We start from the raw sequence: 21,711 nt of genomic DNA, 5'->3' as shown, positions 1-21,711 counted from the left end.
CCGCCGCGACGGCCTCCACGGCGAGCTCCCTGGTCTCCAACGGGTACATGCGGACTCCAATCCGGACACCGGAGTGTCCAACTTTTTGTCCGCACCCCCATAGAGCTGCTCAAGAGAATAAACATGGTCAGAGATTACGTTCCGACCTGGTGTTTTATTGGTCGCGAGGGCTGCATTCGAGCCAACGACCTTCAGGCTATGACCCGAAGTGCTGGTATGACCGAGCTCGTCTGCCGTACGGGGGTCGAGCAAAAGTGTTTCGTGGCGCGTCCTCGAAAGGGGCGCGCCACAATAGCCGACGATCTTGTGAAGCCATGCGGGGAATTCAGTCCGATCTGGGAAGGTTAACCTCGGTCTTCTGCCTTATACCTTATGCCCCTTCGCGAGAGAACCATCTGCCGTCTTCCCACCAGACGTCCTTCTCTGATCCTCCGACCTTGAGCGAGTAGTGGACGACAAAACTTCCGAACAACTCCCCGCCGTACTCGCGTTTGCGCAGGATGTTTCCGACGTTCCAGACTCTCCCGCCAGGGAGCAGCACCTTGCCTACTGTCCCTCTTGCGATGGATGCGCGCGAGGAGACCCCAAACACGACGGAGTCGGCATATTGGTCCTGCTCCAAAGGGATGCCATTTATGCCAGCGAGAGACTTCCTTTTCGATACCACCATGCCGCAATCCTTCTCTCAACAAGCATATGTTTGCATCATAATACGAATGCTTTTCGCATAGCCCATCTTCCTCCGCGTCTCTGACGTCAATAAATGTGATGGAACGGGCGTTCGAGCAAAATTGGTTGCATTTTTCAGATGACCCCTGAACAAACGTAGCCAGGTGACTCCCGCATCGCTACATCCTTTCGTTGCCCTCATGTGTTCCCAAAATGGGAACAATCCGCCCTATAGTAGGCCCTTTTCCCCATACGTAGCAGGAGAATTGGTACGGTTTGCGACGATTCGAGAACCTCCAAGGGTTCGCGCCCCTGCGCCAGATGCCGGGAGCGAGCTCAGAGCAAGGAGACGGATGAACCAGGCCGATCTCATAGTCACGAGGATAGAGCGCGCCCGACAGGACCGCAGCATCAGCGTGGCCGAGCTCGCCCGCCGGATCGACGTGGGCAGGAAGCGCCTCTGGTACGTCCTCAACGGGCAGCACTCCATGCACGTCGATGAGTTCGTCCGCCTCTGCGCGGTCATAGATGTTTAACGTAAGCTTCCGATTGCTGGTTCACCATCGGTGCTTTTCGATCGTCCTCAAGAAAATACTTCAGGTTTCATCAAAAGAGGAAGACATGTCGACCACCACGATTGATCTTTCTTCTGATTTCAATGGATTGTACAACCGTATTCTGCGCTATTTAAGGCTAAGTAGCGCTCTGAGGCAACAGTCGGCATTCGTTGTTATTCCTGAGCACATGAAAGCGACTGCAGCACAACAGCTACTTGCCAGCACGTTTGCCCGGTGGGATAATCCTCGCGTTTGCAAATATCGACAGGAACAGCCATGAAACTCTGCATTGGGATGGCTTCGGGAGCATACGGACGAGACGCTGACCGGAGCAGAGCCTGAGCAATCGTCGGCCGTGAAAACCCGCCTCAGGTTGTTTCGGCTTGCGCACATGAACGATGGGCACGAGAACGGGCAAGCGTCCGTTCTCTTTTTGTATTCACCCCCATCGAAAGGCTTTCCATGTCAGTATCCGCAGATCATGCGCCGTCCCTTCTGGAAGGCAGCGCCGCGCTTTCGTCGCATCCCTCGGGGTCGCCCTGCTGGGCACGCCGAAGCTGGCCCTTGCGAACTCTCTCATCGACGCCTTCATCATGAGGATGGGGCTAGCCTGGCTCCTGGCGGCCCCCTTGGGCTGCGGATTCATCGGAATCTATGCGGCGCAGGCAGCGGCGCCGGTTCCGCCCGCCCTCATCGGCTTCGCTTACCTCCGGCTATGGGCGAGAGGAAACTCGCCCGAGAAGCGATTGCCCTAGCCCCCGAGAGTTTCGACCTTTAAGTCACGAGTAGGTCAGAGGAACGGTTCCCTTGGCTCGCCCTTCATCATCCCAGCGACTTCAGGCATTCCACCGCGTTCATGATCCATTCCGTGGCAGCTTCCAGGCGGTAATCGGTGAAGCCAGCCTCAACGAGAAGGGCGCGAATGGTGCGCGGATCCACGTCGAGGTTCAGCAGGTCGCCGAAGCGCACGCCCTTAGCGGCAATGTCGCGAGCGTGGTCCCAGTAGGTGCCGACGTAGCCGAAAGTAGTGGCGAAAGCGCGCGGGTCGGCGGCGGCTTTCCGCGCGAAGGACTCGGTGTCCTCGTAGAAGAGGCTGCGCCCGTTGTCGTAGAGCGGGTAGAACGACTCGCCGCCCTCTGTCACCAGCACGGCGATGTTCGACAGGTGCCGGTCGTCCTGGCGTGTGATGAAGTCGAAGGCGATCATCCGGTAGAGGTCGTCGGCGTACTGAGGGCGCACGGCCAGCAGGTTCTCCAGCTCGTTCTCGCCGCGCGGGCCATCGAACAAACGGCGCATGTGCACCAGGTACTCGCAGGTGAAATCGTACTCGAATGCGCTGAACACCGCGTCGTCGCCGAAGCGCCACGCACGGCAGCAGGGCATGCCCAGCATCTCGGCCAACAGGGACGCAGCCACCTCCGACTCGACGTCGGTGGAAAGCGGGCTGATGCGCTGCTTCACGATGCCGTAGGCGCCCTGGCTCGCCCCGTAGCGCTTCACGTTCGCACCCTCCGGCGTATCGACGCTGTCTCCCGCCGCATCGGTGCGCTGCAGGAAGATGGCGTCGAAGACCTCCGTGGCCGCCTCGGCCATGGAAGCATCGGGGGTCGGGGCCAGCCACAGCTCGTCGCGGGGGTTGATGGCGCGAGTGGCATCGGCGATCTTGAACACGTCGTACTCCGACAGGCCGCAACGGAACAAGAGGCGCTCTATGTCGCGCCGGGCCGGACTCATGATGCGCTCGGAGAGGAACTGCAGGAACTGGTCGGGCGTCCAGGACGTTTGGCCGTGGGTGTACAGGCCGACCGTCGTGTTGAAGCGCGGCTCCGCGAAGCGCACCGATAAGTCGGGCGCGACGAGGCCGACGACATCGTCGTTCCATTTGAGGTATCGGAAGGCTGCATCCATTGGGGTCTCGTTTCGCGCAAGCAACTTACCGCAAGCGAGCCCGTCTCCGAAGAGAGGCCATCCGCCCTCCCAGCAATATCCCGACTAAACAGAACGACCCCGCCGGAAGGCAGGGTCGGGAAGTTCATGGAGCGGGCGACGGGACTCGAACCCGCGAATACAAGCTTGGGAAGCTTGGGCCTTACCACTTGGCGACGCCCGCGTGCTGTTGAATTATACGCTATTGGCTCCCATTCGTTCCACCCAAAAGGTAAATCCACAATCTCGGAACCTCGAGCCTAGCCGCAGCCGTGCAAACCCGTGGCCGCATTGGCGGCGACGCTGGCCGTGCTGCGCGGGAAGCGCCGCAATCATGCCGACGATGAGACCGAAAGCGAAGAGAAGGAGGAGGATTCGGAAGAGGAGGACGGCAAGGACGAATGAGCCTGCGATAGCGAATAGAAGCCCCACCCAAAGCGAGCGCCCCGCATCTGCAGGGCGCTCATCGTTTTGCTACAAGCTATTGCGAAACCCTCTTACAATGGAAACGGCTTGTCTATTACAGCGATTCGAGCGCTATTGACGGATATGTTTGGCACGATCCTAAGGAGACAGAGTGAAAGACAACTCGCAAGACGATAAAAGGCACACCCATGATTCAACAGCAACGATAGGCGCTGTAGTTGTGCTGGCAATAGTCGTTCTTTGTCTATTTACACCCTTGCTTGTAAATCTGGCATTTCAGCATGTAGCTCCGGTTGGCTTTCTGGAAGCTCGCTGGACACCAGGAGAACTCCTGGGATATGCAGGAGGTGTTTTCTCGTGTCTCGGAACCGTCTTTCTTGGATGCTTGACGCTTCACCAAAATCAACTACTGCGTGATGAGACAAATCGAAGAATCGATGCAGAAGAGGAGCGCAATAGGCTTGCTTTTCGCCCGGCTTTCAACATAACGTTTCGGAGTGGTGCAGGAGACAAAATCAGATTCGAGATACAGAACGTCTCGTCTTCGTTTGCTCGTGATATTGCCATATCGGGCATAGTCGGCATCGACAACCAGGGGCAAACAAAATGGAGAAACAAGAATCTACTCATTCCGTTTCTGGACAGAGGAGGTGCCCAGTGTTTTCAAGTAGGGGAGCTGGAAGTGTCGAAACTTCTAACTGCAAATGAATTGGCGCGAATTGAAATGTATCTTTCTTGCATCAATCAGTTTGGAGAAGAATACCTATACGAATTAACTGGGTTTCGCACCGACGAAAACAGAGGTGGGCCTCATCAGTTCTATTGGACTTTTGAGGAGGTGGATGTAGCTGAGATCGAGGAGAGGCAGGCAAATCAAACTTCATAGTACGGCATAACGCATTTTTGATGATGAACTTGTTTCATATTATTAAAACCTGGGTGCTTGACCCTCTTCCCATTCGCCGGAAGACGCGAGGTTTTCCAGCAAGTTAGCAGGTATCCCGAGGTCTCCAACTTTCTCTGCCCCGGTTAATTCCAAGAGATGGTGAAACTGCGCGATCTGCGGGGCGAGCGCGTCAGCCACTTCGGATGCCCACGACAGCGCCGACACGTCCACGAGCTCACCGGCCATCTGCGCCAGCACGGTCTCTCCATCCAGCGTTAGGCGATTGAGCCTCTGCACATCCTCGACATCGGCAAGAAGGAAGCTCCAGCCGTCGCGCCTGCGGGCCACGGGAAGGTCCTTCGGCCCCTTCTCGTCCTTATATGCTTTGGGCCGCCTCGTAGTAGTAGGAGCAGAGCCACAGGCTCTCTCCGTTCACATCGGAGAGGTCGAGGGTGTAGTTGGTGAGCAGGTTTCCCGGCTGCGGCACGCCGTCGGTCATGCGATCGATGTCGAACACGTCGATGCGACCGCCGGAGTAGTAAGCCTTGACTATCACCTTTCAGACCCTTCTCTTTGCTTGTCCTGAACGTCTTGACGAGCGTGTCTCCCTGCATCATCTTGGTGCCTGCTTCCGGCGGGATGGACGCCCGATTTAGCCACGGGCTTTCTGGGGATGGGCGCAGGTCGTCCCTCCGACATGCGCACGTGAATCTGTTTGGGATGGCGCTCCATCGCGCGGGCTTTGCCCCCCCTTCCGAGTTTGAACAAGGAGGCGAAGCCTGCGCACTAGGGGCGCGGGGGATCCCCCGCACAAAGCGTAGCCGAGGGCATCCGAGGCCGCGCTGCCGCCGTATCGTTTTGGGAAGCTTCGTCCTCATGGTGATACCGCCTGAAACGATGCCAAAGGTCATCGTTCGCGAGCGATGGTGCTCGGAGGCCAAGAGCTATTCCGTGTGCTGTGTACACGGAATAGGCCTCTTGCTTTGCTGTGAAATAAGCAGGATGATTTGAGGTGCAGCATTTGGCGCTAAGGAGCGTGGATTGGAAGAAGAAGAACTAACTCAGGCAATCAAACGGTATCTTAAAGACGATAGCGATAACTACGCCATCATGGTCACTGGCCCATGGGGATGCGGCAAGACGTATTATGTCGAAAACAATCTAAGACATGAAATCGCAACTGACGGGTGGCATATCGTTCGGGTCTCGATGTTCGGAATAACTTCCGAAGACATTTTCTACGATCGGCTTCTGTCGGCTATCTTTTTATCGAAAGAATCTGACATCCGCAATTGCCTCGCCGATAGTGACAAGTTTATGGAGAGGCTTAGGCAGCGACTTCTTCGGAGAAGGGAAAGAAAGCCCAAGGGCGCATCTCGCTTCAAGCGCATTAGCAAAGACATTGGCATGTCGGCGATAAAAGGACAAATGAGTAAAGCCGGGATTCAATTGAGCGTTGAAGCGAGAAGCCTTATAGAGTTGCTGCTCGGCAAGGATAAGGTCATTGTTTTCGATGACTTAGAGCGATGCCTCTTAGGCGAAACAAGGCTTCTAGGACTGATGGATGCAATGATCGAATCTCAAGGGCGGAAGGTGATCTTGCTCGCCAACGAAGAGGAGCTTCGCCGCAAACATATTGCAAATGATGGGTGCGAGAGTGCGGGTTGGGCATACCTCACCGCTAAGGAAAAGCTAGTTTGGCGCGTATACCCGTTTGAGCCCGATATGCGAGCATTGACACACGAACTCTTCCGGGAACGTTTAGAGAGTTTGCTAGGATGCAAAGAAGGCGAAGCCTTCGATGTGATAAACGGATGCCTGGCATCAATACTGAGGCGCGGCCAAAGCAATGTAAGACTGTTAAAGCGGGCTATGTCAATATGCGATGTGCTGGAAAACACACAGTACTTTAAGGGTTCTTGCGATGATCCACGTCGCATAGCGACTCTACAGAACATCCTCGCATTGTCGAGCAAGGTTGCCCATGACGACATGCTCGGCGGAAATGGTGAAACAAGTCAGGATGATTCGTCCGAGCGGTCTTTCGTAAAGCATTTCATGGAAGCATCCGCAAGCGAAGGGCTCGCTGCTCTCCCTTTCATCGAGGGATATCTGAAATACGGGCAGGTTGCTGACAGCGAAGTCATAATGGCGGAACTCAGAGAATTCCAGCTGGCATATCATCCCGAGGGAGCTGTGGCCCAAAGAGCCGATGCCTCTATATCGAGATGGCAACATCGCGCGTTCGAGAACTCAGATATCCCCGTTATTGCGGAGGATATAGCTTCTTCGATTATCCCACCATCCAAAGGCGGCCTCAGCTTTGACCGATACCGCGATGCCCTGGAAACTCTTGAAGAGATTCAGAAATGTATGCCCGATCTGGGCGTCAAGGCGCAAGATATCATTTCCAAGATGAAGCAGGCGATAGATGTTGAGCCTGAAGCTGCGCTAAGCTCTGTCGAGCATGGGAGCATCTGTTGGCAATCCGGGGGTTTCCCGGAAAGTATGGAAAGGGTTGGGGCCATAGATGAGCTTCGGGAATATATCTGCCGGAAGTCTCTGTCTTCTAGCGTTGAGGCGGCCCGGGCGGTATTGGAGAGACAGGAAAACTGTCGCCCCAGCGACATCATCGCCATCATTAACGGCGAACGAGGTCTGACAAGGAGCGCATATGTGCTGACATCTTTGAGTCCGGAGCTTGCGGCTAAGAAGCTTGTTGGCTGCACCAACGAGGGCATCCATGAAGTGCATTCGGCAATTCTGTCTGCAAAGGTGAAAGCGATGCTATATACGGACGATGGCGGAGAGGTGCGCGAATGGCTCCGCGCATTTGCTGATGCTATCGAGCCATCTTCGACAGGAGAAGTGGCAAACAAAGATGTCCTGGGATGGATCAGGGAGAACGTCTGGGAAATGCTAGGCGTGTCGAGAGAGAGCCAACAAGAAGAGCTCTCCGGCCCGAAAGCCGGAGAGCTCGCCCCTCACGACGGAGGCCAGGAGGCCTAAGCGGCCTCCGGGAGGGTCTGCAGGTCGGCCCCGGTGGGGATATTCGCTACGGCTCGCGGCTGCAGCCGCTCGAAGGATTCACCGAGGGCGTTCAGGTGGTGGCGAATCATTGCTCGGCTGTCGCCCATGACGAGCATCGCGATGTTATCGAAGCGAATCGACACGTCCACGGCCTCCTCGTGCTCGGCGAACCATGCGAGGGCGACCATCTCCCGGCGCTCCCGCACGCCTGCGCCGCACCGCTCGGTCGGGAACCCTTTGCCGCCGTCGCGCCGCGCACTCACGTCCACGAACACGATGGCGCCTCCGTCTTCGGCGATTACGCCGCACGTCCCAGCTGGGCACTTCCAGGCGGTTTCCAGCACGGTGTACCCGCGGTGCTCCAGGTAGCGGCTCGCCGCCTTCGTCGCCTTGTCGTTCAGATTGCTCATGGTAGACCTCCTAAGTCTTGCCGGCCGGGCCCTCTGCCCCGCCTCGTGGCCCGTCTGCCGTCCGAGGTTCGGGCAGCCGCGCAAGGGAGGAAGCGAAACCCCGAAGGGCTTGAGTTTTCCGGAGGCCTTGGAAGGAGCGCTCCCTACGGAAAAGTTTTCGCGGCCCTTGCGCGGGCGCGCGGTTCTCGGCGAGCATGCGGGATCAGAGGCGGGAGGGGCCGACCGGATGCGGAGGTTGTTGGCCATACGAGATGAAGGGCAATGAAGGAGAGAGGCTTCACGCAAGCTAGAGCAAGAGAGGCAAAGGGAAAGCCCGCCGACCGGATGGCCGACGGGCTTCGATGGAGTTGCGAGCGCTTAGGCTGCGACTTGCTCATTTCGCGGGCGGATGCGGGCTATGCCGCCGTGGACGTAGTTGTTGCAGTTCCACGAGAAGTCGCCGTCGTGGTCGTAATGAGCAACATATGGCAGGTCGGGATAGACGACCTTCTTCCTGCCATTCGGGGCATCAACCTCGACCGCGATGCGATTGCCGCTCGGCTGCCCGAAGCCGACGACCGGGAAGGATTCCCACCTGCCGTACACGCTGTCGAACATCCACACCTCGTCGCCGACCTGAAGCTCGCTTGCCGGGACCTCTACCGAGTCCAGGAACTCGCCGAGGCGAAGCTCTTCGGGCATGGAAGCGTCGAAGCTGCGGAGCATGTCGTCGAACTGGTGCCAGTCCTCCTCCTCGGATGGCCCGAACGAGCGCATCCCGATGGGGTTCCAATCCGCATCGTACTCCGTCCGCAGGTGCTCTGCGATGCGCCACCCCTCGACGATGTAGATACCGTTGTCGCCGGGGTCCATCTGCCGATCAGTGGTGTAGGCGCCGACACCGAGCGAGAGGGAGCCTCCGAAGAAGTTGCCCATCACCTGGCAGATGCGGGCGAGGCCGTACTCGTCCGAGCTCGGCGGCCTATAGCCCTGCAGTTCGCAGTACTTGAGCAGCGGCTCGATGGTGTCGCGCCCTCCGTTCCAGTGCAGGTAGATGCCGACCTTGCGCTCGGGCGTGGTGATGACGGCTCGATTTCACATGATGACCTCCTGATGTTCGCGGCGCCCCTCCTTTCGGGGCGCCTCCTTGGGTCGGCGACCGCTCGGGAGGGCGTTCGGGTGCAAGGGGGGAAGCGAAAACCGCAGGCCTGAGCTTCCGGTCACGAGCGTGTTCTTTCAGCGGAAGGTTTTTCGCGGCCCTTGCACCAGGGCACCGTCCCGTGCAGCCTGCGCCCAAGGTGGATGCACCTGGAGGGAGGGGCTGATACCAGGAGGCGGTCTTGGGAGCGGCGTCGCCCGTTCGGGGCACTTCATCGGCGGAGCCTGCCTGCAAGGGCAACGGACAGAAGCTCGCTCGCGCCCGAGTCGATGGACTCCGCGCCGCCGAAGCGCTCGCGGACGCGCTCGCGCTCCTCGGGTGAGATGTCGCGGCTTCCTCCCGTCTCGGGGTCGAGCCCGGTAAACACCATGTCGCCGAACACGATGGCGTAGAGGTCGCCCTCGCGCACAGGGGTCCTGAAGTCGAGCTGGCTCAGGAACCCGGCGTCCTCCATGGCCTTGTCTGCGTAGACGGCACGGATGGCGGTCATGTAGTGCTCGCCGAGCGCCTCGTAGGCGTCGTTGAGCACGATCTCGCCCTCGCGCGGGTGCTTGGTGACGCCGGTCTTGAGGTTGTCGCAGACGGTCCGCTCCGGCACGCCTCCCCAGAACTCGTACATATGCACATGGCAGCGGAGCCAGGTCCGCTCCCTCATGTCCGGCGTCGGCTCGAAGTAGGCCTTCTGGCTGAACGGCAGCACGCCGACGAACAGGTAGACCTTGGATACCTCGCCGGTGATCGGGTCGACGAGCCCCCTGCCGAGCGTCGGCCCGGACCAGTCCACCTCGCAGGACTGGCCGGCCTTGTGCTCGATGCGCTTCGTGAGGCTGTTGGCGACCGTCCAGCCGCCGTAGTCGCCGCAGAACTTCGTGTAGCCCATGGCCACCTTGCCGGTTCGGCGGCACCTCTCCCGGTACTCGTCGTGGAGCAGCCGCAGGTTGACGCCCACTCTGGCCATCTCCTTGTGGACGTACTCCCAGTCCGGCTCCTCGAACGCGCTCTCGCGCACGTGCCTTTCCGGGTAGAAGAGGCGGTAGACCTCGTCGTCCGCCATCTCCCTGACGTCACCCCAGCCGATGTTCCGCTCGGCTGCGATGTCGAAGACCTCGCACACCGATTCCATCGACATGCGGCGCGTCTTGGCTATCATCCTCCTCGATAGCCCCTGCTCGCGAAGCTCCATGATCAGCTTCGCCCTTATCTTTCTCGCCATGGTGCGCACTCCTTCCGTACGATCGGTTACATGGCGTAACGGATTGTACGGACGGCGCCAGGCGATACGCATCTGCGAATCGAACGCTACGGATTGCGCGAATCATCCATCATGGTCACCGATACGGAAACGGCGAAACAGGTGCTACTTAGACGCCGCAATACTCACTTAACGTCCTTGACCTCCATGTATTCGCCGATTTAGCCTCGTAAATAACGGCGCTCTGCTGTCCGCCTGTGCTTTCGGCAGTTGCATAGAAGGCTTCGTTGCTAACCTCGCTCATAATCTCATCGAAGATTCCACCAAGGTCTTCTGAAGTCGAGAAGAAATACCTATTCACATAATTCAAGTCGGCTTCGGATACATCATCCTGCTCGGGATGATTAAACGTATGCCTGTTACCGTATCTATCAGGAAGGCTAACGCGATTCCCCGCTTTGTAAGCCTCCCAGGCGTTATAGGCATATCCTGCGGTTTAATCGGATGCCATACCAGATTTTATGCCATCAAGACCGTCAACACCGTCAACCTTTTTTAGACCGTTCCCTGGATCCAGAACAGTCTGGTAGTACTGCCCGTTCGGATTAGTCAGATCAACACCGATAGTGTACACATTCGAGGAAATCCCGTAATTGGCATCAACGTTCTTTTTCCAATATGCACCGGTCAAAATAGAGCCGAAAACCGCAGCGGTATTTCCCATATTATTGCCCGAATAATAACTGCTGGTAAGTCCTGGCTCCTACCAATTCTCGGACATGAACTGTTGAGGTTCTCCATCTGTAACGAGAACCACAACAGGCTTACGTGTCACATAATTGCCCTGGTTATCCTTGATCTTCGTATAGGAATATGTTTTGGGATTTCCCTTGAGAAACGCCTGTCTTCCAAGCGCTTGATAGGAATACCCCCATTTCCTCACCGTCTTTTCGAGCACACCGAGCTCTTTCGCAACGTATCCCCCGAGCAGCCTTGTTCGAAATAGTCCGCTGCACGCCTGCGGATCCTCATCGGATACCGCATCGTGCCACCTCCCTGCAAAACGCAACGAGGCCAAGGGGACACTCCCCCCAGCCTCGCCATCAGGATCACCTCAGCAGCTACGAACGCTTAAACAAGCAGCCAGCCAAAACCTGTAACGCGCCGGCTCTGCCGCATGACCCAATACACATCGCCTAATTCTTGCGAAGACGCACAGCAGCAATCGCCGTTGCACAAGCCGCAAGCACCATCATCAAAACCAAAGGAACGAGAGGGAGCATGTCGCCCGTTAGAGGTAATCTGCCTCCTTCGCCTTCACCGTCTCTATCCTCACCAGGCGTATCGGTACTACCTCCATCATCAACGCCCTTCGTGTTGATGAACGATGCACGGACGGTATCGCCCTCGGAGATCTTGCCCGAATCGCCGGTCTTGGAAGTCGAGTAACCCTCATTGGAGTAGTCGTCTTCCTCCACCGTGTAGGAGATTCCCGATGACAGATTGGTTGCTGTCTTGCTCTCGCCGTCGCTCAACGTGAAACTCGCCACACCGTCCTTGAACTCCATATCGCCATATGTGCCGGCGATGCTTCGGTCACTCAGCGTAACGGTGAAGTTGAAGTCCTTGTTCTTGTCACTCGCGTTGCCTTTGACGGTCTTCGAGACACTCAAATCGCCAAGCTTCAGCTTTCCCTTGTAGTTCGTGAACAGCGCATTGGCCGTTGCATCGGCCTCGATCCCTCCGCTGACGGTGCCGGAAGACGGTTTCACGTTCCAACCATCTTCCCGTACCTCGGAAACCTCCCACTTCGTGCCCACAGGCAAGCCGAGAACCGTCAGCGCTTCGTCATGGCGCAGGGAAAGCGTGCCGCCGTCGGTGATGTAGCCGGCGCGCTGCTCGCCGTAGTAGTAATAGCTGCCCTCAAGCGCCGACCCGTCAGCATTTTTCAAAGACACGCTGAAGGTGAAGTTCTTGGCGTAGTCGCCATCTGCCACGCCGTCACCGGAGACGACCTTGCCGATGTGCAGCTTCCCCGTGGGGTTGTCAGGCTCATCCTTCGTGTCGGTCACCACGACGGTATTCAGCAGGCTGAACAAGCTGGTGAGGTCCCTGTCTTTCAAGTTGTCCCAGTTGGCGGAGTTGTTGCCGTGATAGGAACCGTTGCCTTGCAGCGCCGCGGTGTTCTGTACCACGCGCGTGCGCAGGAAGCCTTCGTCCGTGGTGAAGAACGGGTAGATGTTCTGCCCGCCATCCTCGTCATGCAGGCCGTAGTCCACCACCGCGTTCATACCGTAGTGCAGGTTCATGCTCCGAGGGATCTTCGTCCCCTCGAGCAGGTCGTCCTTCCAGCCGTCCATCTTGAACGAATCGGCCTTCTGCGTTTGGGCGATTGCGGTAATGTCGCGCAACGTGATGTTGACCATGTCATCGGCGGCGTACTTGGTCATGGTCTGCATCAGTTTACCAACGCCAGCCATGACGGTGACGCCATCGTTCTTGGAACCAGCATCAGCGTAGATGGAATAGATGCCCACCACAACTGGGACCTTCGTTTTGTTCAAGGTATAGCCTGCTGGCGCAGATGTCTCTTCCAGCGTGTATTCCGAGCCCACTTCCGCCCATGTCATCTGGGCATAACCGTCCTCTTTACCCGCGTCCGGCCTGAAGATCAGCATGCCGTCCTGGCCGTTCACGTTGGCGGTCGTACCCGTAACGGTAGAGCCATCCTTGGCGGTAAGGGTGAAGGTCACGCCGTTGACGCCCTTGCCGTTCTGGTCGACCTTCTGAACGCGCAGCTCGCGGCGCTCGTTGGGGATGTAGATGATAGAGCGGAACTCACGTTGGAACTGATCGGTGTTCAAGAGCGAGAAATCGCGCCTGCCAAGGTCGCCCGTGATGCTGAGCTGGGCCACAATGCCCTCAATCACCTCGTCGGCGGTCTTTCCAGACTTCTCTCCAGCCTCGATCGCATCGGAAACATAGCGCTCAAGGCCGTCGTAGAGCTCCTGGGAGGTGTTGCCTTGGATACCGAGCTTCTGCAATCCACTGGGCTCGATGACGCCGTAGACCATCTTCATGTCGCCCTGGTCGTTGTTCAGCAGATAACGGTCCGAGCGCCCAGGAAGGTCCTCCAGCAGGCCCTCGAGCTTTCCGGTGTTCTGGTTGTAGGTAAGGTGCCACTCGGGCCAGCGCTCGTCGCTTGCCTGGTACAAAGCGGCCTTCAGCACAGCTTTGCGCCACGCCTCGGCCTTGCGCTCTGTTGGGGATACGGCGCCGTAGCCCTCCGTGTTGCTTCCGTAGAGCGCCTGCCACTTTCCGTCGTTAGCCACTTCGTCGTGGGACATGTTCCCTTCCAGCAGCATGGGCACGGCGACAATGAGTCCCGTTTCTTTACTTTCCGCACTAAGCTCAGTGCTGCTTGACGCGATGACGCCGCTTTGCTCGTCGAATTGACCGTACGTCAATTGTCCCGTCTCACGGATGTTCGAGAAGAAGCTGGCGTACGCGCCTGTTTGGTAGCGGTTCGCAACGATAAGCATGGAGTTGTTGGGGTCGAACCGCAGCACGATATCTTTCGGCAAAGCCCGATAGCCGCCAGCCGTCTTGGTTTCCTTCAGAATGTAGTGCAGCGTTCCGTCGGCATGGTACTGGTCGGTGAAGCTGAAGGGCGAGCCATCGGCACGGGAGAACGATGCCTTTCCGTCCTTGCCAGTCACCAGCGAACCAATCTTGTCGCCATCGACGGTGTAATCCTCAGCATAGACGCTTTCGCCGTTCTTGGCCGTCGCCTTGTACAAGTCGAACTCCACACCTTCAAGCGCATCGCCGTTCTGGTCTACCTTCTTGATGCTGTGCATGAGGGGAGGTTGGAGGTTGAAGCGCATCTGCAAACTGGAATCGTAGTTGCCGCGCTCCAGATAAAACATCTTCAGGCTGTGCTCGGTGCCGGTGGGGAAAATCTTTTTTCCGTTATTCTCCACCCAGTGCATCGCATCCGCCTTATCCTTTCCCAAGGCGGCTACAAACATATCGTACAGCGTGGTCTCCTCGTCGTTCGGAAGGCTGCCGGGGTTGTCGGGCAATCCGCCGGTGCGCCAGCTCTGACCGGTGATGACCTGGCCGGTGCTGAAGTCGATGGTGCCGTATAGCTCGCTGTGCACGCCTCCCAAATCGAGCACCAGCACGCCGTCGATGAATACCCAAACGTCATCGTCACCGGAGAACTGGAACACCATAGGCTGCTTGCCGTTGCTGCCCATGTTCAGCTTTCCGTTCTCAGGCTGGGTGAAATCCACCTGCATGGTCATGCCCATGTAATGGTTTGCACGAACCTCATTACCTACGTTTGTAATGTCTTCGGAGCTGGAGAGTATATTGGTCTTATTCCCATCCTTGTCCTCTGTCTGAATGCTGTCAAAAACCTCTGACGCGCTGTTAAACGGGAAGAAGTTGCCCAGGCTCATGTCGCCATCGAACGCCTGGGTATCCTTGTTCCAGCCGCCGTCTGTGCGCCACACGGCAGGGCCGTCGTAGAGCGTGAAGGAGCCGTCGCTTTGCGTGCCGTCCTTCGTCGTGGCGTGGCTCTCCGTAAATTCCGCGAAGTTTTTCCGGGCGTCGTAGTAATAGTAGCCATCCTCATCTACTTGGAACAGACCGGTGACATTTTGATAGGATTCTTTACCATCCGTTGTTGTATCCGGATCAAACAGATAGCGCAGAGAAGCCTTTTCACAGTCGCCGCTGACCGTATTGCCGGTTAGCGTCAGACCGCGGCTCTCCAGAAGCTTTGCAGAAAGCGCTCTGGCCGCGTTCACGCCGGCGTTTTCGGATTCCGCATGATTTAGATTAGCGATGTCCATAAGTTTGCGATTCGGATCACCCCAAAGACCATCTTCCTCAATTATTGGTTCTGTCGGATTTTGAAGTGTACTACGTGCTTGATCCAGGTTGATATAAGGATACTTGTCCTCCAATGTGGATTTCACGATGCCCTTCATGTTCACGTTGTTTTGGCCCCAAGGACGGCCGGCGCCCGATCCCAGATTCCAAAAGCCGGCTTCGCGCATGGCAGAGCCGCCGAAGAGCAGCAGGGCGCCATCATTAATACCGTTGCTGTGATTTGTAAAACTTGCATCAGTTCCGCCTGGCAGGACGTCGTTCCCGTTACTGCCGATCTCAGGGTCGTAGTCGAACAGGTTGACTGTGGTGCCTGCCGGTGTGATGCCATGCACCTGATGGCCAGCCCAGAAGCTGTCATCGGCATTCGTCAAGGGCTTACGGGTTCCCGGGTATTCGGCGTAGGCCTCCGCCCCGCCGAAGAGAATCGTGACCGCAGGTGCAGGCACATCCTCCGCCAAGGTGTAGCCGTCGATGGAGGCCTTCATCCGATAGGCATCTCCTCCATCGCCGAGAGGCGATCCTACCTTCTCAGAGAATACCCCCTCCCCTCGTTCCACAAGATCAGAACGGAGGTTTTCTCGCCGTTTGCGAGGGTGACGCTCATGTTCTTGGGCAGAAGGGCTTCCACATCGTCCTCGTCAACGTTTTTCGCATCTTCGACGAACAGCGCAAGGTACCACGTTCCGTCGGATTCAACGAGGACGCCGTCCTTGTCGTCCCAAGACCAATCCGTGATGTAGGTATCGGAAGGTTGAGCATCGGTTTGAGAGTCGGCTGCCTGACTTGCAGATTTCGAAGCAGAAGAATCGGCAGTCTCGTCGGCCGATGCGTTTACCGTGCCCACGCATAGCAGCGCGGTACAAAGAACAATGCCCACGACAAGCAACATTGCGTTGCGCAAAGAGCTCCGTCCGTTCGATCCGATCGCCGTTTGATTTACCCTATTCCGTTTTTGCATCATGCCGAACACCAAGACTTCCCACTTGCTATTGCCTTACGTTTCGAGAGCGCTAATCCAGTTGATTTGCTCTGTATCTTTCCGCGGCTCTCTACATCGCATCGTATGTGCTTACGGCATCCAATCTCTTGGTAGGTAGGAACTTGTTCACCTTGGTACCGCAAACGGAGCAGGTGCCCTTCACCATGCGGGGGGGCCATTCTTGGCAACGATTTCTTGAGGATCCTTAACCCAACCTGCTTCTTGCACTTCATGCAATATGCTTCCATGTCAACCTCCCTTCGAATGCTCAGGGCTCAAGGCCAACACCTTGTCTCCCTGGACTGTTTTTGCAGTAGCTATGCTATGTCGCATTTTAACAAACAAGGCTTTCATCGGGCATTTTTCGTCAGAAAAGCGAAGAAGATTGGAGAAGACAATGGGGAAAATCGCACGTGCGGTCGTTTGCGGCCTGTTTGCCCTGATGCTGGCAGGAGCACCTCGGCTTTGTTTTCCAGAAATACCATCTCATTCCCCAATACACCGTGTTGCAGAATGTGATTCTGCCCCTGCTCATCAGGGGGATTCCGCGAGACCGCGCCGAGCGGTTGGCGATGGAGCGCATCGGGCAGATGCGGCTTGAAGACCGCGTCCGCCATAAGCCCAGCGAGCTTTCTGGCGGCCAACAGCAACGGGTGGCCATAGCGCGGGCTCTGGTCGCTTCGCCTTCGCTGCTGTTGGCGGACGAACCTACAGGGGTTTTGGATTCCGCCACGGGTGCGGAGATCCTGGCGTTGTTCCGGGAGCTGAACGAGGCGGGCAACACCATCATCATGATCACCCACGATCCTGCGGTTGCAGCGTGCGCCGACCGGTGATGCCTGATTCGCGACGGCATCCTGTCGGATTGCGGCTGAGCCGCCCTGCCCGGTCCGTTCCCGGGCGCCCCGACGCATCGCCTCGGTCTGTCGCGGATGCGCCCCTCACTTTCAAGAAGTTCTATTGGACGGATCGTTTTCCCAGGGGACGTGGCGGTCGAAGAAATCGGGCGGATAGCGCCACGGGTTGCGGATGTAATCGTCGAAGGTCCCTATGGCGCAATACGGTTCCTCATCGAAGGCGACCTGTGCGGATCGCCCCAGATCGAAGGAACCGCCGCGCTCACCCCGAGCGTCGCGGGCGGCCTGGCTTTGCAGCCTGCGCCGCTCGTGCTCTTGGGGTGAAAGGACGTCGAGCGCCGGAAGGAATCCAGATTGAAACGGCTTGCCGCTGCCGTATCTGCCCGCGATGCGCGCGAAGGCCGCGATGGTTTTCGTCATCCGTTCGACGGAGGGCAGCGCTTGCCGGCACGCCTCGTGCAGATCGGCATAGGCGGCAAGCATCTCCAGGCCGAAGTCGCGCTCGGGTGCCGATTTCGCCCTGGGACCCATCCATCCTTTCCAGAGGCTGAATACCTGCTGGACTTCCGTCTGGTACGCATCCCATGCGGCGGCGAACCTTTGCAGCAGGCCGGCGATGTCCGCGCCGTCGGGGCCGCAGATGAGTTCCGCGGCTCGCATCAGCTCGCCGAGGGCGGGCATGGGCTCGCGCTTCGGGGCGCCCTCCGACACCCAGCCGCTGCGCAACCCCCATTGCTTCGGGTCTTCGGCGAATCGAGCCAGTTCGGCGGGGCTGAAATCGCAGGGCCCTATGGCCTGCATCATGCAATTCTGCGCTCGGAGATATGGCGCGCGCTTCGCGATGTCTTCCGCCCAAGGCAGCGTGGCGAAATCGTGCGGCCCGCCGTTTGCCGCCATCGCGTCGATGCTTCTTTACGTCCACGCGGCGAACGTTGCGCGGTCCGTCCATGGGCGTCGGCCCTTCTTCTTGCGGTCGTCATCGGTGCTGATGGACGATCGTGTCCCTAATGTTGGTGTAGCGATTCGATCTGCGAGGGCGGCCGAAGGCCGTCTGAGAAGATCAAACCATCCCTAGAGCTACTGCCATTCTGCACCATCGTCTACGCCGCCTTCCTCGCTGCGCCCCCCGTCCGCCATCACCAGCGCTATTATCCTGGACGCGTGCTCCGCCGCCGCGCCATCGAAGGACGCGGCTCTTCCCGACTTCCAACGGCTTCTGTCCTCGTAGGCCTCCGATATCGACTCCTCGGCGAACCAGCGCCTCGCCGCCCAATCCTCGTCCGCCTCCTCGAACATCGTCCTCATCACCGAGCCCAGGAGCGCCCGCTCGCGCCTGTTGCGGGCCGGCGCGCACACGTTGCGCTCCAGGCGAACGATGCAGCGTTGCCAGGCCGCGCCGGGGAACACCTCCTCGATGGTGAGTAATAACCTCTCGCGGTACCGTCGATCACCTGGCTTGGCACCGCTAATCAGCAAAAAGCGGTACCGCAAGTAAGCTGTTCTGGTACCGCTGCTCAACCCCCTTCTTCTTAGCAAGTCGGCGAGGCGCGTGTAGCGCACCGGTATCAGCCTACGGCGCGTCGCGTTGCCGATTGCCTGGATCACGTAGCTCTTCCCGCAGCCGGTTTTCGAGATGACCACGACGACCTCGCTCCCACCGACCCACCCGCATTGGGCGAGGCGGGTGGGTCGGTTCTTGGCCAGAGCGAGTCGACTTTTGCCTCATGTCCCCAAAAGCAAAGGCTGTTCTCAATGCTGGCAATGGCGCAACGCTTCTTGGTGCAATCTGATTCTGCAGAACCCATCGCTTCGCCCTCAACGGATGCGCATCTCTCGGATAATCATCATTTGAAAGGCGCGCCGGCAAAACACGCAAAGCATACTGATGCAGAAGAGAGATACGGTGATTCAAGAATCATTACAACAGTTGCATATGACGCATTAGGGGATGTCGGTACGTACGAGCATGCGGTCATAAGATTGCAACCCTTATGGTGCCTCCGCGAACATCGGGGACGCGCTGCCTTTTGCTGCGACCCTTCAGTACGGATTTGTACGATAATGACAAGCATGGTAAGGCTTAAGGGAGGCGGGTGCGCATGGCAACGGTCGGCGAGAATATAAGGAAGCACCGGAAGGCGCAGGGTTTGAGCGTCGTGGGGCTCGCGGAGAAGGTCGGCATGACCGAGGGCGCGATCCGCCACTACGAGAGCGGGATACGCACGCCCGGCGAGGACCAGCTGAAGAAGATCGCCCGAGCCCTCGACGTGTCGCCGAAGATGCTCGAAGACCATAAGATCGAGAGCGCGAGGGACTTGGTGGGAGCGCTGCTCCAGCTTGAAGACGAGTTCGGGCTTGTCCCCGACATGTGCGACGGCGGCCTCTGGATCGATCCGAAGGCGAAGAACGCCCAGAAGACGGTTGAGGTGATAGGCGCATGGGGCGAGATCCGTCACCGCTTGATAACGGGCGAGATTACCCAGGAGGAATACGATGCCTGGAAGAGGAAGTTCTAAGAGAAGAGAAGCCGATCAGCTCGGTTTGGGCTGCTCGGTCGAACACTTAAACTTCTTGGAACGCATCATTTAGGTCTTTTGCGCAGCTTTCAAGGATGCTTCTTATAGCTGCCAGCTCTGGTGATGCGACGGTGCCATCATCCCTAGCTTTCTCCTCCAGCAAAAGGAGCAACGAGGCTGCACCTTCTATCTTCTCGGCCGACTCGACCACAGCGTTGACCGCACTGGCGGATATCGAATAGTCTTTCTCGGTTGCCATCTAGCCGTACCCTTTTCTTCCCTCCAACCATTAGAAAAGATGGTAGCCGTTGTCCTCAAAAAGAGAGGCATCCACCTCAGTTGTCACGCTGTTGGGAAATGTACACCAAATACCCAATACGGCAGATGCCCCTCTGTCCGGTATTTGGTGTACGTATTCAGTTAGCGTGACCTATCAATTATATTCCCGATTGGCTTGCCGATGCGCTTCGGGTGCACCAAGCGACACGGAATGCATGGCTATACGGAAGCCGAAAACATTGATTAATCACTATCTGGACACTTCTCGTTGAATAGCTCGAAGAGCTTCAGGTACCTCTCGTATCGTTCTCTGCACTTTGCCAGGCATCGCTGGAATTGCCTGTCTTTGTCGCATGCTGCATCCAGTTCCTCTTGCGAAGGCCGCTCTTCCGCCTCGGCGATCATGAGCGAGAGCACGACGCAGCGAGCACTTTTGAGCCTGTTCCAGAGAGGCGCGAAATCCGGGTCAGCATCGGCAAGCTCCTCCATGGTAAGCGGCTTGCCGTCATGCCCGAGAAGGCTCGGCGGTATCGGCTCGTCAGCAAAAGCTTCGAGGCCGCCCTCTCCTTCAAGCCAGCGAATGAGGTTCTTCGCAAGCTTCTTGTCGTCCGCATTCCTCATCCAATAGGCCTTCGCATAGGCGTCGTAAGCGTGGATTATCTGCTCTGGCGTGTAGCCGTCTGCAATCTTTCGCTTCCATGCCTCAAAGCAATCGCGTTTGAACTTGAGCGAGGAGACCGGCTTGATGGACATCTCGCACAGCTCCTCGAAAGGCTCCGCGAACTCTCCCTTCCTGAAAGCTGCAAAATCACCCTTCTCCTCTTTGCGGTCTGACTCTGGCTCGGCTTTGGGGGGACAAGAGAAGGGTTTATCTTCATCAGTCTGTTTATCGGATAAGTAATTTATTGGGTCTGATTTCCCAGATATGGTTTTCCCAGATACGGGATTTCCAGATACGGATTTTCCCGTTCTGGTGCTGACCTGGTCGTTCTCGGGGTCATCTTTGCCCTCAGCAGGAAGACCACTCTCCAACTCGAACTCCACGTTGCTGGCAGGGTCGTGCTTGAATTCGGAGAGGATCGCGTATCCTTCCTCCTTCAATTCGGCAGCTACGTTCACGTACATTGCTGGATCATCGAGCGTGATCCATGTGGCCTCCTCGGCCTTGAGGAAACGTCCGTTCTCGCTTCGTCGCCTCGCCCTGATTATGTAACCAGCACCCTCCAACTCCTTGAGCCCAGCCGTCACGGCATCCACTCCATCCTTAACGAGCGTTGCGAAGCCGCGAATGGTGAAGACCCATTCCGGGTTGTTCTCAAGCGAGCGGATCTGACAGTAGATTCCTTTGGCCTTGAGACTTAGGGTGTGATCGAAGAAGACCGTGTTCTCGACGTGGGTGAACGATCCTTTCCCACGGTGCATCATGTTACCCATCATGCACCTCTTCCTCGGCCAGCCAATCGCGCTTCGCCTCAGCTGCTTCAAGCAGCTCCAAGGCTTTGATGATGCGCACATTCATATCCTCATTGGTCATACCTTGTTTGAAGAAGCGCGAGATGCTCTTCTTGGGTATCTTGAACTGTTCGACCTGGTTGGGTTTCTCCTCTTCCATGATCGATTGGACAAGGGTTGCCGTTAGGGTCTCTTCTTCCGAATAGCGGCGCATCTTGACGGCTTGGGCATGGGACGGCGTGCAGGCTTGGGACCCGATCGCTTCGAGGAGCCATTGCTGCTCGGCTTCTTTGAGGTAGCTGATCGCTATCGCTGGCTGCATCTTCATGCGTCCTGTATCCACAAGAGCAAGCAGTTCCGGTATGAGATTGGTAAGGCGGATGTAGCGTCGGATCATATCCTTGCTAACGCCCAGCTCTTCAGCCAAGATATCTCTTGACTTCCTGCCGCCCGTCTTGTGCGCAAGTTGCGCACAAGAGAGGTCGCTGCGGA

Annotated in this window: 21 protein-coding genes, 1 tRNA gene and 2 pseudogenes; 7 read left to right on the top strand and 17 right to left on the bottom strand. The window is 57.5% G+C overall.

From position 1 onward, the window contains the following. Positions 1 to 370 precede the first annotated feature (370 nt). A complete protein-coding gene (locus ACYVRU_RS11770; RefSeq protein WP_461186192.1) occupies positions 371 to 670 on the bottom strand; it encodes a hypothetical protein in 300 nt (99 codons plus the stop codon). Between the two features lie 352 nt (positions 671 to 1,022). Between ACYVRU_RS11770 and ACYVRU_RS11765 the strand changes: the two genes are divergently transcribed. Together ACYVRU_RS11765 and ACYVRU_RS11760 are read left to right on the top strand one after the other, a co-directional pair. Next, complete coding sequence (locus ACYVRU_RS11765) at positions 1,023 to 1,205, top strand: helix-turn-helix domain-containing protein (protein WP_198161007.1); 183 nt, start codon at positions 1,023 to 1,025, stop codon at positions 1,203 to 1,205. 85 nt (positions 1,206 to 1,290) lie between these two features. Continuing rightward, positions 1,291 to 1,506 (top strand): hypothetical protein, encoded by a 216-nt coding sequence (locus ACYVRU_RS11760; protein WP_418379624.1) that lies wholly within the window; start codon positions 1,291 to 1,293, stop codon positions 1,504 to 1,506. Between the two features lie 542 nt (positions 1,507 to 2,048). Here the strand turns inward: ACYVRU_RS11760 and ACYVRU_RS11755 are convergent. Together ACYVRU_RS11755 and ACYVRU_RS11750 are read right to left on the bottom strand one after the other, a co-directional pair. Continuing rightward, positions 2,049 to 3,134 (bottom strand): hypothetical protein, encoded by a 1,086-nt coding sequence (locus ACYVRU_RS11755; protein WP_461186191.1) that lies wholly within the window; start codon positions 3,132 to 3,134, stop codon positions 2,049 to 2,051. A 127-nt stretch (positions 3,135 to 3,261) separates the two neighbouring features. Then, positions 3,262 to 3,336 (bottom strand) — tRNA-Gly (locus tag ACYVRU_RS11750). A gap of 98 nt (positions 3,337 to 3,434) precedes the next feature. Here ACYVRU_RS11750 and ACYVRU_RS11745 point away from each other — a divergent pair. Together ACYVRU_RS11745 and ACYVRU_RS11740 are read left to right on the top strand one after the other, a co-directional pair. Beyond that, on the top strand, positions 3,435 to 3,557 hold the full coding sequence (locus ACYVRU_RS11745; protein WP_461186190.1) for a hypothetical protein: 123 nt from the start codon (positions 3,435 to 3,437) through the stop codon (positions 3,555 to 3,557). A gap of 172 nt (positions 3,558 to 3,729) precedes the next feature. Further along, a complete protein-coding gene (locus tag ACYVRU_RS11740) occupies positions 3,730 to 4,464 on the top strand; it encodes a hypothetical protein (protein ID WP_461186189.1) in 735 nt (244 codons plus the stop codon). A 42-nt stretch (positions 4,465 to 4,506) separates the two neighbouring features. Here ACYVRU_RS11740 and ACYVRU_RS11735 read toward each other — a convergent pair whose 3' ends face one another. Next, complete coding sequence (locus tag ACYVRU_RS11735) at positions 4,507 to 4,812, bottom strand: hypothetical protein (RefSeq protein ID WP_461186188.1); 306 nt, start codon at positions 4,810 to 4,812, stop codon at positions 4,507 to 4,509. 28 nt (positions 4,813 to 4,840) lie between these two features. Next, the gene (locus ACYVRU_RS11730; RefSeq protein WP_461186187.1) at positions 4,841 to 5,020 is read right to left on the bottom strand and encodes a hypothetical protein; all 180 of its coding nucleotides are present in this window, start codon (positions 5,018 to 5,020) and stop codon (positions 4,841 to 4,843) included. A 485-nt stretch (positions 5,021 to 5,505) separates the two neighbouring features. Between ACYVRU_RS11730 and ACYVRU_RS11725 the strand changes: the two genes are divergently transcribed. Further along, complete coding sequence (locus tag ACYVRU_RS11725) at positions 5,506 to 7,473, top strand: P-loop NTPase fold protein (protein ID WP_461186186.1); 1,968 nt, start codon at positions 5,506 to 5,508, stop codon at positions 7,471 to 7,473. Here the strand turns inward: ACYVRU_RS11725 and ACYVRU_RS11720 are convergent. The 7 genes from ACYVRU_RS11720 to ACYVRU_RS11690 form a co-directional block, all read right to left on the bottom strand. Next, positions 7,470 to 7,904, bottom strand: coding sequence for a YraN family protein (locus tag ACYVRU_RS11720; protein WP_461186185.1), 435 nt, complete (start codon positions 7,902 to 7,904; stop codon positions 7,470 to 7,472). The two genes, ACYVRU_RS11725 and ACYVRU_RS11720, sit on opposite strands and share 4 nt — an antisense overlap. A 357-nt stretch (positions 7,905 to 8,261) precedes the next feature. Continuing rightward, a complete protein-coding gene (locus ACYVRU_RS11715) occupies positions 8,262 to 8,819 on the bottom strand; it encodes a hypothetical protein (protein ID WP_461186184.1) in 558 nt (185 codons plus the stop codon). A 434-nt stretch (positions 8,820 to 9,253) separates the two neighbouring features. Continuing rightward, positions 9,254 to 10,255: a transposase gene (locus ACYVRU_RS11710; protein WP_461186183.1), complete on the bottom strand. Its 1,002-nt coding sequence runs from the start codon at positions 10,253 to 10,255 to the stop codon at positions 9,254 to 9,256. A 475-nt stretch (positions 10,256 to 10,730) separates the two neighbouring features. Next, positions 10,731 to 10,958 carry a hypothetical protein gene (locus tag ACYVRU_RS11705; RefSeq protein WP_461186182.1) on the bottom strand — a complete coding sequence of 76 codons (228 nt, stop codon included), beginning with the start codon at positions 10,956 to 10,958 and terminating at the stop codon, positions 10,731 to 10,733. Positions 10,959 to 10,997: 39 nt separating this feature from the next. Further along, the gene (locus ACYVRU_RS11700; RefSeq protein ID WP_461186181.1) at positions 10,998 to 11,192 is read right to left on the bottom strand and encodes a hypothetical protein; all 195 of its coding nucleotides are present in this window, start codon (positions 11,190 to 11,192) and stop codon (positions 10,998 to 11,000) included. A 238-nt stretch (positions 11,193 to 11,430) separates the two neighbouring features. Continuing rightward, positions 11,431 to 15,621 (bottom strand): DUF7601 domain-containing protein, encoded by a 4,191-nt coding sequence (locus tag ACYVRU_RS11695; RefSeq protein ID WP_461186180.1) that lies wholly within the window; start codon positions 15,619 to 15,621, stop codon positions 11,431 to 11,433. 35 nt (positions 15,622 to 15,656) lie between these two features. Beyond that, positions 15,657 to 16,106 carry a hypothetical protein gene (locus tag ACYVRU_RS11690; RefSeq protein WP_461186179.1) on the bottom strand — a complete coding sequence of 150 codons (450 nt, stop codon included), beginning with the start codon at positions 16,104 to 16,106 and terminating at the stop codon, positions 15,657 to 15,659. 467 nt (positions 16,107 to 16,573) lie between these two features. Here ACYVRU_RS11690 and ACYVRU_RS11685 point away from each other — a divergent pair. Continuing rightward, positions 16,574 to 16,951 (top strand): annotated as a pseudogene (locus ACYVRU_RS11685) (ABC transporter ATP-binding protein); the annotation flags it as partial. A 111-nt stretch (positions 16,952 to 17,062) separates the two neighbouring features. Here ACYVRU_RS11685 and ACYVRU_RS11680 read toward each other — a convergent pair. Both ACYVRU_RS11680 and ACYVRU_RS11675 read right to left on the bottom strand, forming a co-directional pair. Continuing rightward, positions 17,063 to 17,869 carry a hypothetical protein gene (locus ACYVRU_RS11680; RefSeq protein WP_461186178.1) on the bottom strand — a complete coding sequence of 269 codons (807 nt, stop codon included), beginning with the start codon at positions 17,867 to 17,869 and terminating at the stop codon, positions 17,063 to 17,065. 180 nt (positions 17,870 to 18,049) lie between these two features. Next, entirely contained in the window at positions 18,050 to 18,613 is a 564-nt protein-coding gene (locus ACYVRU_RS11675; RefSeq protein WP_461186177.1) for a transposase, read from the bottom strand. Between the two features lie 458 nt (positions 18,614 to 19,071). Between ACYVRU_RS11675 and ACYVRU_RS11670 the strand changes: the two genes are divergently transcribed. Continuing rightward, positions 19,072 to 19,488, top strand: coding sequence for a helix-turn-helix domain-containing protein (locus ACYVRU_RS11670; protein WP_461186176.1), 417 nt, complete (start codon positions 19,072 to 19,074; stop codon positions 19,486 to 19,488). Between the two features lie 46 nt (positions 19,489 to 19,534). On the opposite strand, the gene ACYVRU_RS11665 is transcribed toward ACYVRU_RS11670, so the two are convergent. The 3 genes and pseudogenes from ACYVRU_RS11665 to ACYVRU_RS11655 all read right to left on the bottom strand — a co-directional run. After that, positions 19,535 to 19,747 carry a hypothetical protein gene (locus ACYVRU_RS11665; RefSeq protein ID WP_139912824.1) on the bottom strand — a complete coding sequence of 71 codons (213 nt, stop codon included), beginning with the start codon at positions 19,745 to 19,747 and terminating at the stop codon, positions 19,535 to 19,537. 263 nt (positions 19,748 to 20,010) lie between these two features. Next, positions 20,011 to 21,204 (bottom strand): helix-turn-helix domain-containing protein, encoded by a 1,194-nt coding sequence (locus ACYVRU_RS11660; RefSeq protein WP_139912825.1) that lies wholly within the window; start codon positions 21,202 to 21,204, stop codon positions 20,011 to 20,013. After that, positions 21,194 to 21,711 (bottom strand): annotated as a pseudogene (locus tag ACYVRU_RS11655) (ParB/RepB/Spo0J family partition protein); the annotation flags it as partial. The pseudogene ACYVRU_RS11655 and the gene ACYVRU_RS11660, both read right to left, overlap by 11 nt.

The sequence above is a fragment of the Adlercreutzia sp. CNCM I-6216 genome (assembly GCF_977113345.1).
The sequence above is the reverse complement of the archived record's forward strand: the minus strand, read 5'-3'. Positions and strand labels throughout refer to the sequence as shown.

Excerpts from the sequence above, each read along its gene's own strand:
- ACYVRU_RS11770 (WP_461186192.1), bottom strand. The coding sequence starts at position 670 with ATGGTGGTATCGAAAAGGAAGTCTCTCGCTGGCATAAATGGCATCCCT.
- ACYVRU_RS11765 (WP_198161007.1), top strand. The coding sequence starts at position 1,023 with ATGAACCAGGCCGATCTCATAGTCACGAGGATAGAGCGCGCCCGACAG.
- ACYVRU_RS11760 (WP_418379624.1), top strand. The coding sequence starts at position 1,291 with ATGTCGACCACCACGATTGATCTTTCTTCTGATTTCAATGGATTGTAC.
- ACYVRU_RS11755 (WP_461186191.1), bottom strand. The coding sequence starts at position 3,134 with ATGGATGCAGCCTTCCGATACCTCAAATGGAACGACGATGTCGTCGGC.
- ACYVRU_RS11720 (WP_461186185.1), bottom strand. The coding sequence starts at position 7,904 with ATGAGCAATCTGAACGACAAGGCGACGAAGGCGGCGAGCCGCTACCTG.
- ACYVRU_RS11715 (WP_461186184.1), bottom strand. The coding sequence starts at position 8,819 with ATGGGCAACTTCTTCGGAGGCTCCCTCTCGCTCGGTGTCGGCGCCTAC.
- ACYVRU_RS11710 (WP_461186183.1), bottom strand. The coding sequence starts at position 10,255 with ATGGCGAGAAAGATAAGGGCGAAGCTGATCATGGAGCTTCGCGAGCAG.
- ACYVRU_RS11705 (WP_461186182.1), bottom strand. The coding sequence starts at position 10,958 with ATGGGAAATACCGCTGCGGTTTTCGGCTCTATTTTGACCGGTGCATAT.
- ACYVRU_RS11695 (WP_461186180.1), bottom strand. The coding sequence starts at position 15,621 with ATGAAGGCCTCCATCGACGGCTACACCTTGGCGGAGGATGTGCCTGCA.
- ACYVRU_RS11680 (WP_461186178.1), bottom strand. The coding sequence starts at position 17,869 with ATGGCGGCAAACGGCGGGCCGCACGATTTCGCCACGCTGCCTTGGGCG.
- ACYVRU_RS11670 (WP_461186176.1), top strand. The coding sequence starts at position 19,072 with ATGGCAACGGTCGGCGAGAATATAAGGAAGCACCGGAAGGCGCAGGGT.
- ACYVRU_RS11665 (WP_139912824.1), bottom strand. The coding sequence starts at position 19,747 with ATGGCAACCGAGAAAGACTATTCGATATCCGCCAGTGCGGTCAACGCT.
- ACYVRU_RS11660 (WP_139912825.1), bottom strand. The coding sequence starts at position 21,204 with ATGATGGGTAACATGATGCACCGTGGGAAAGGATCGTTCACCCACGTC.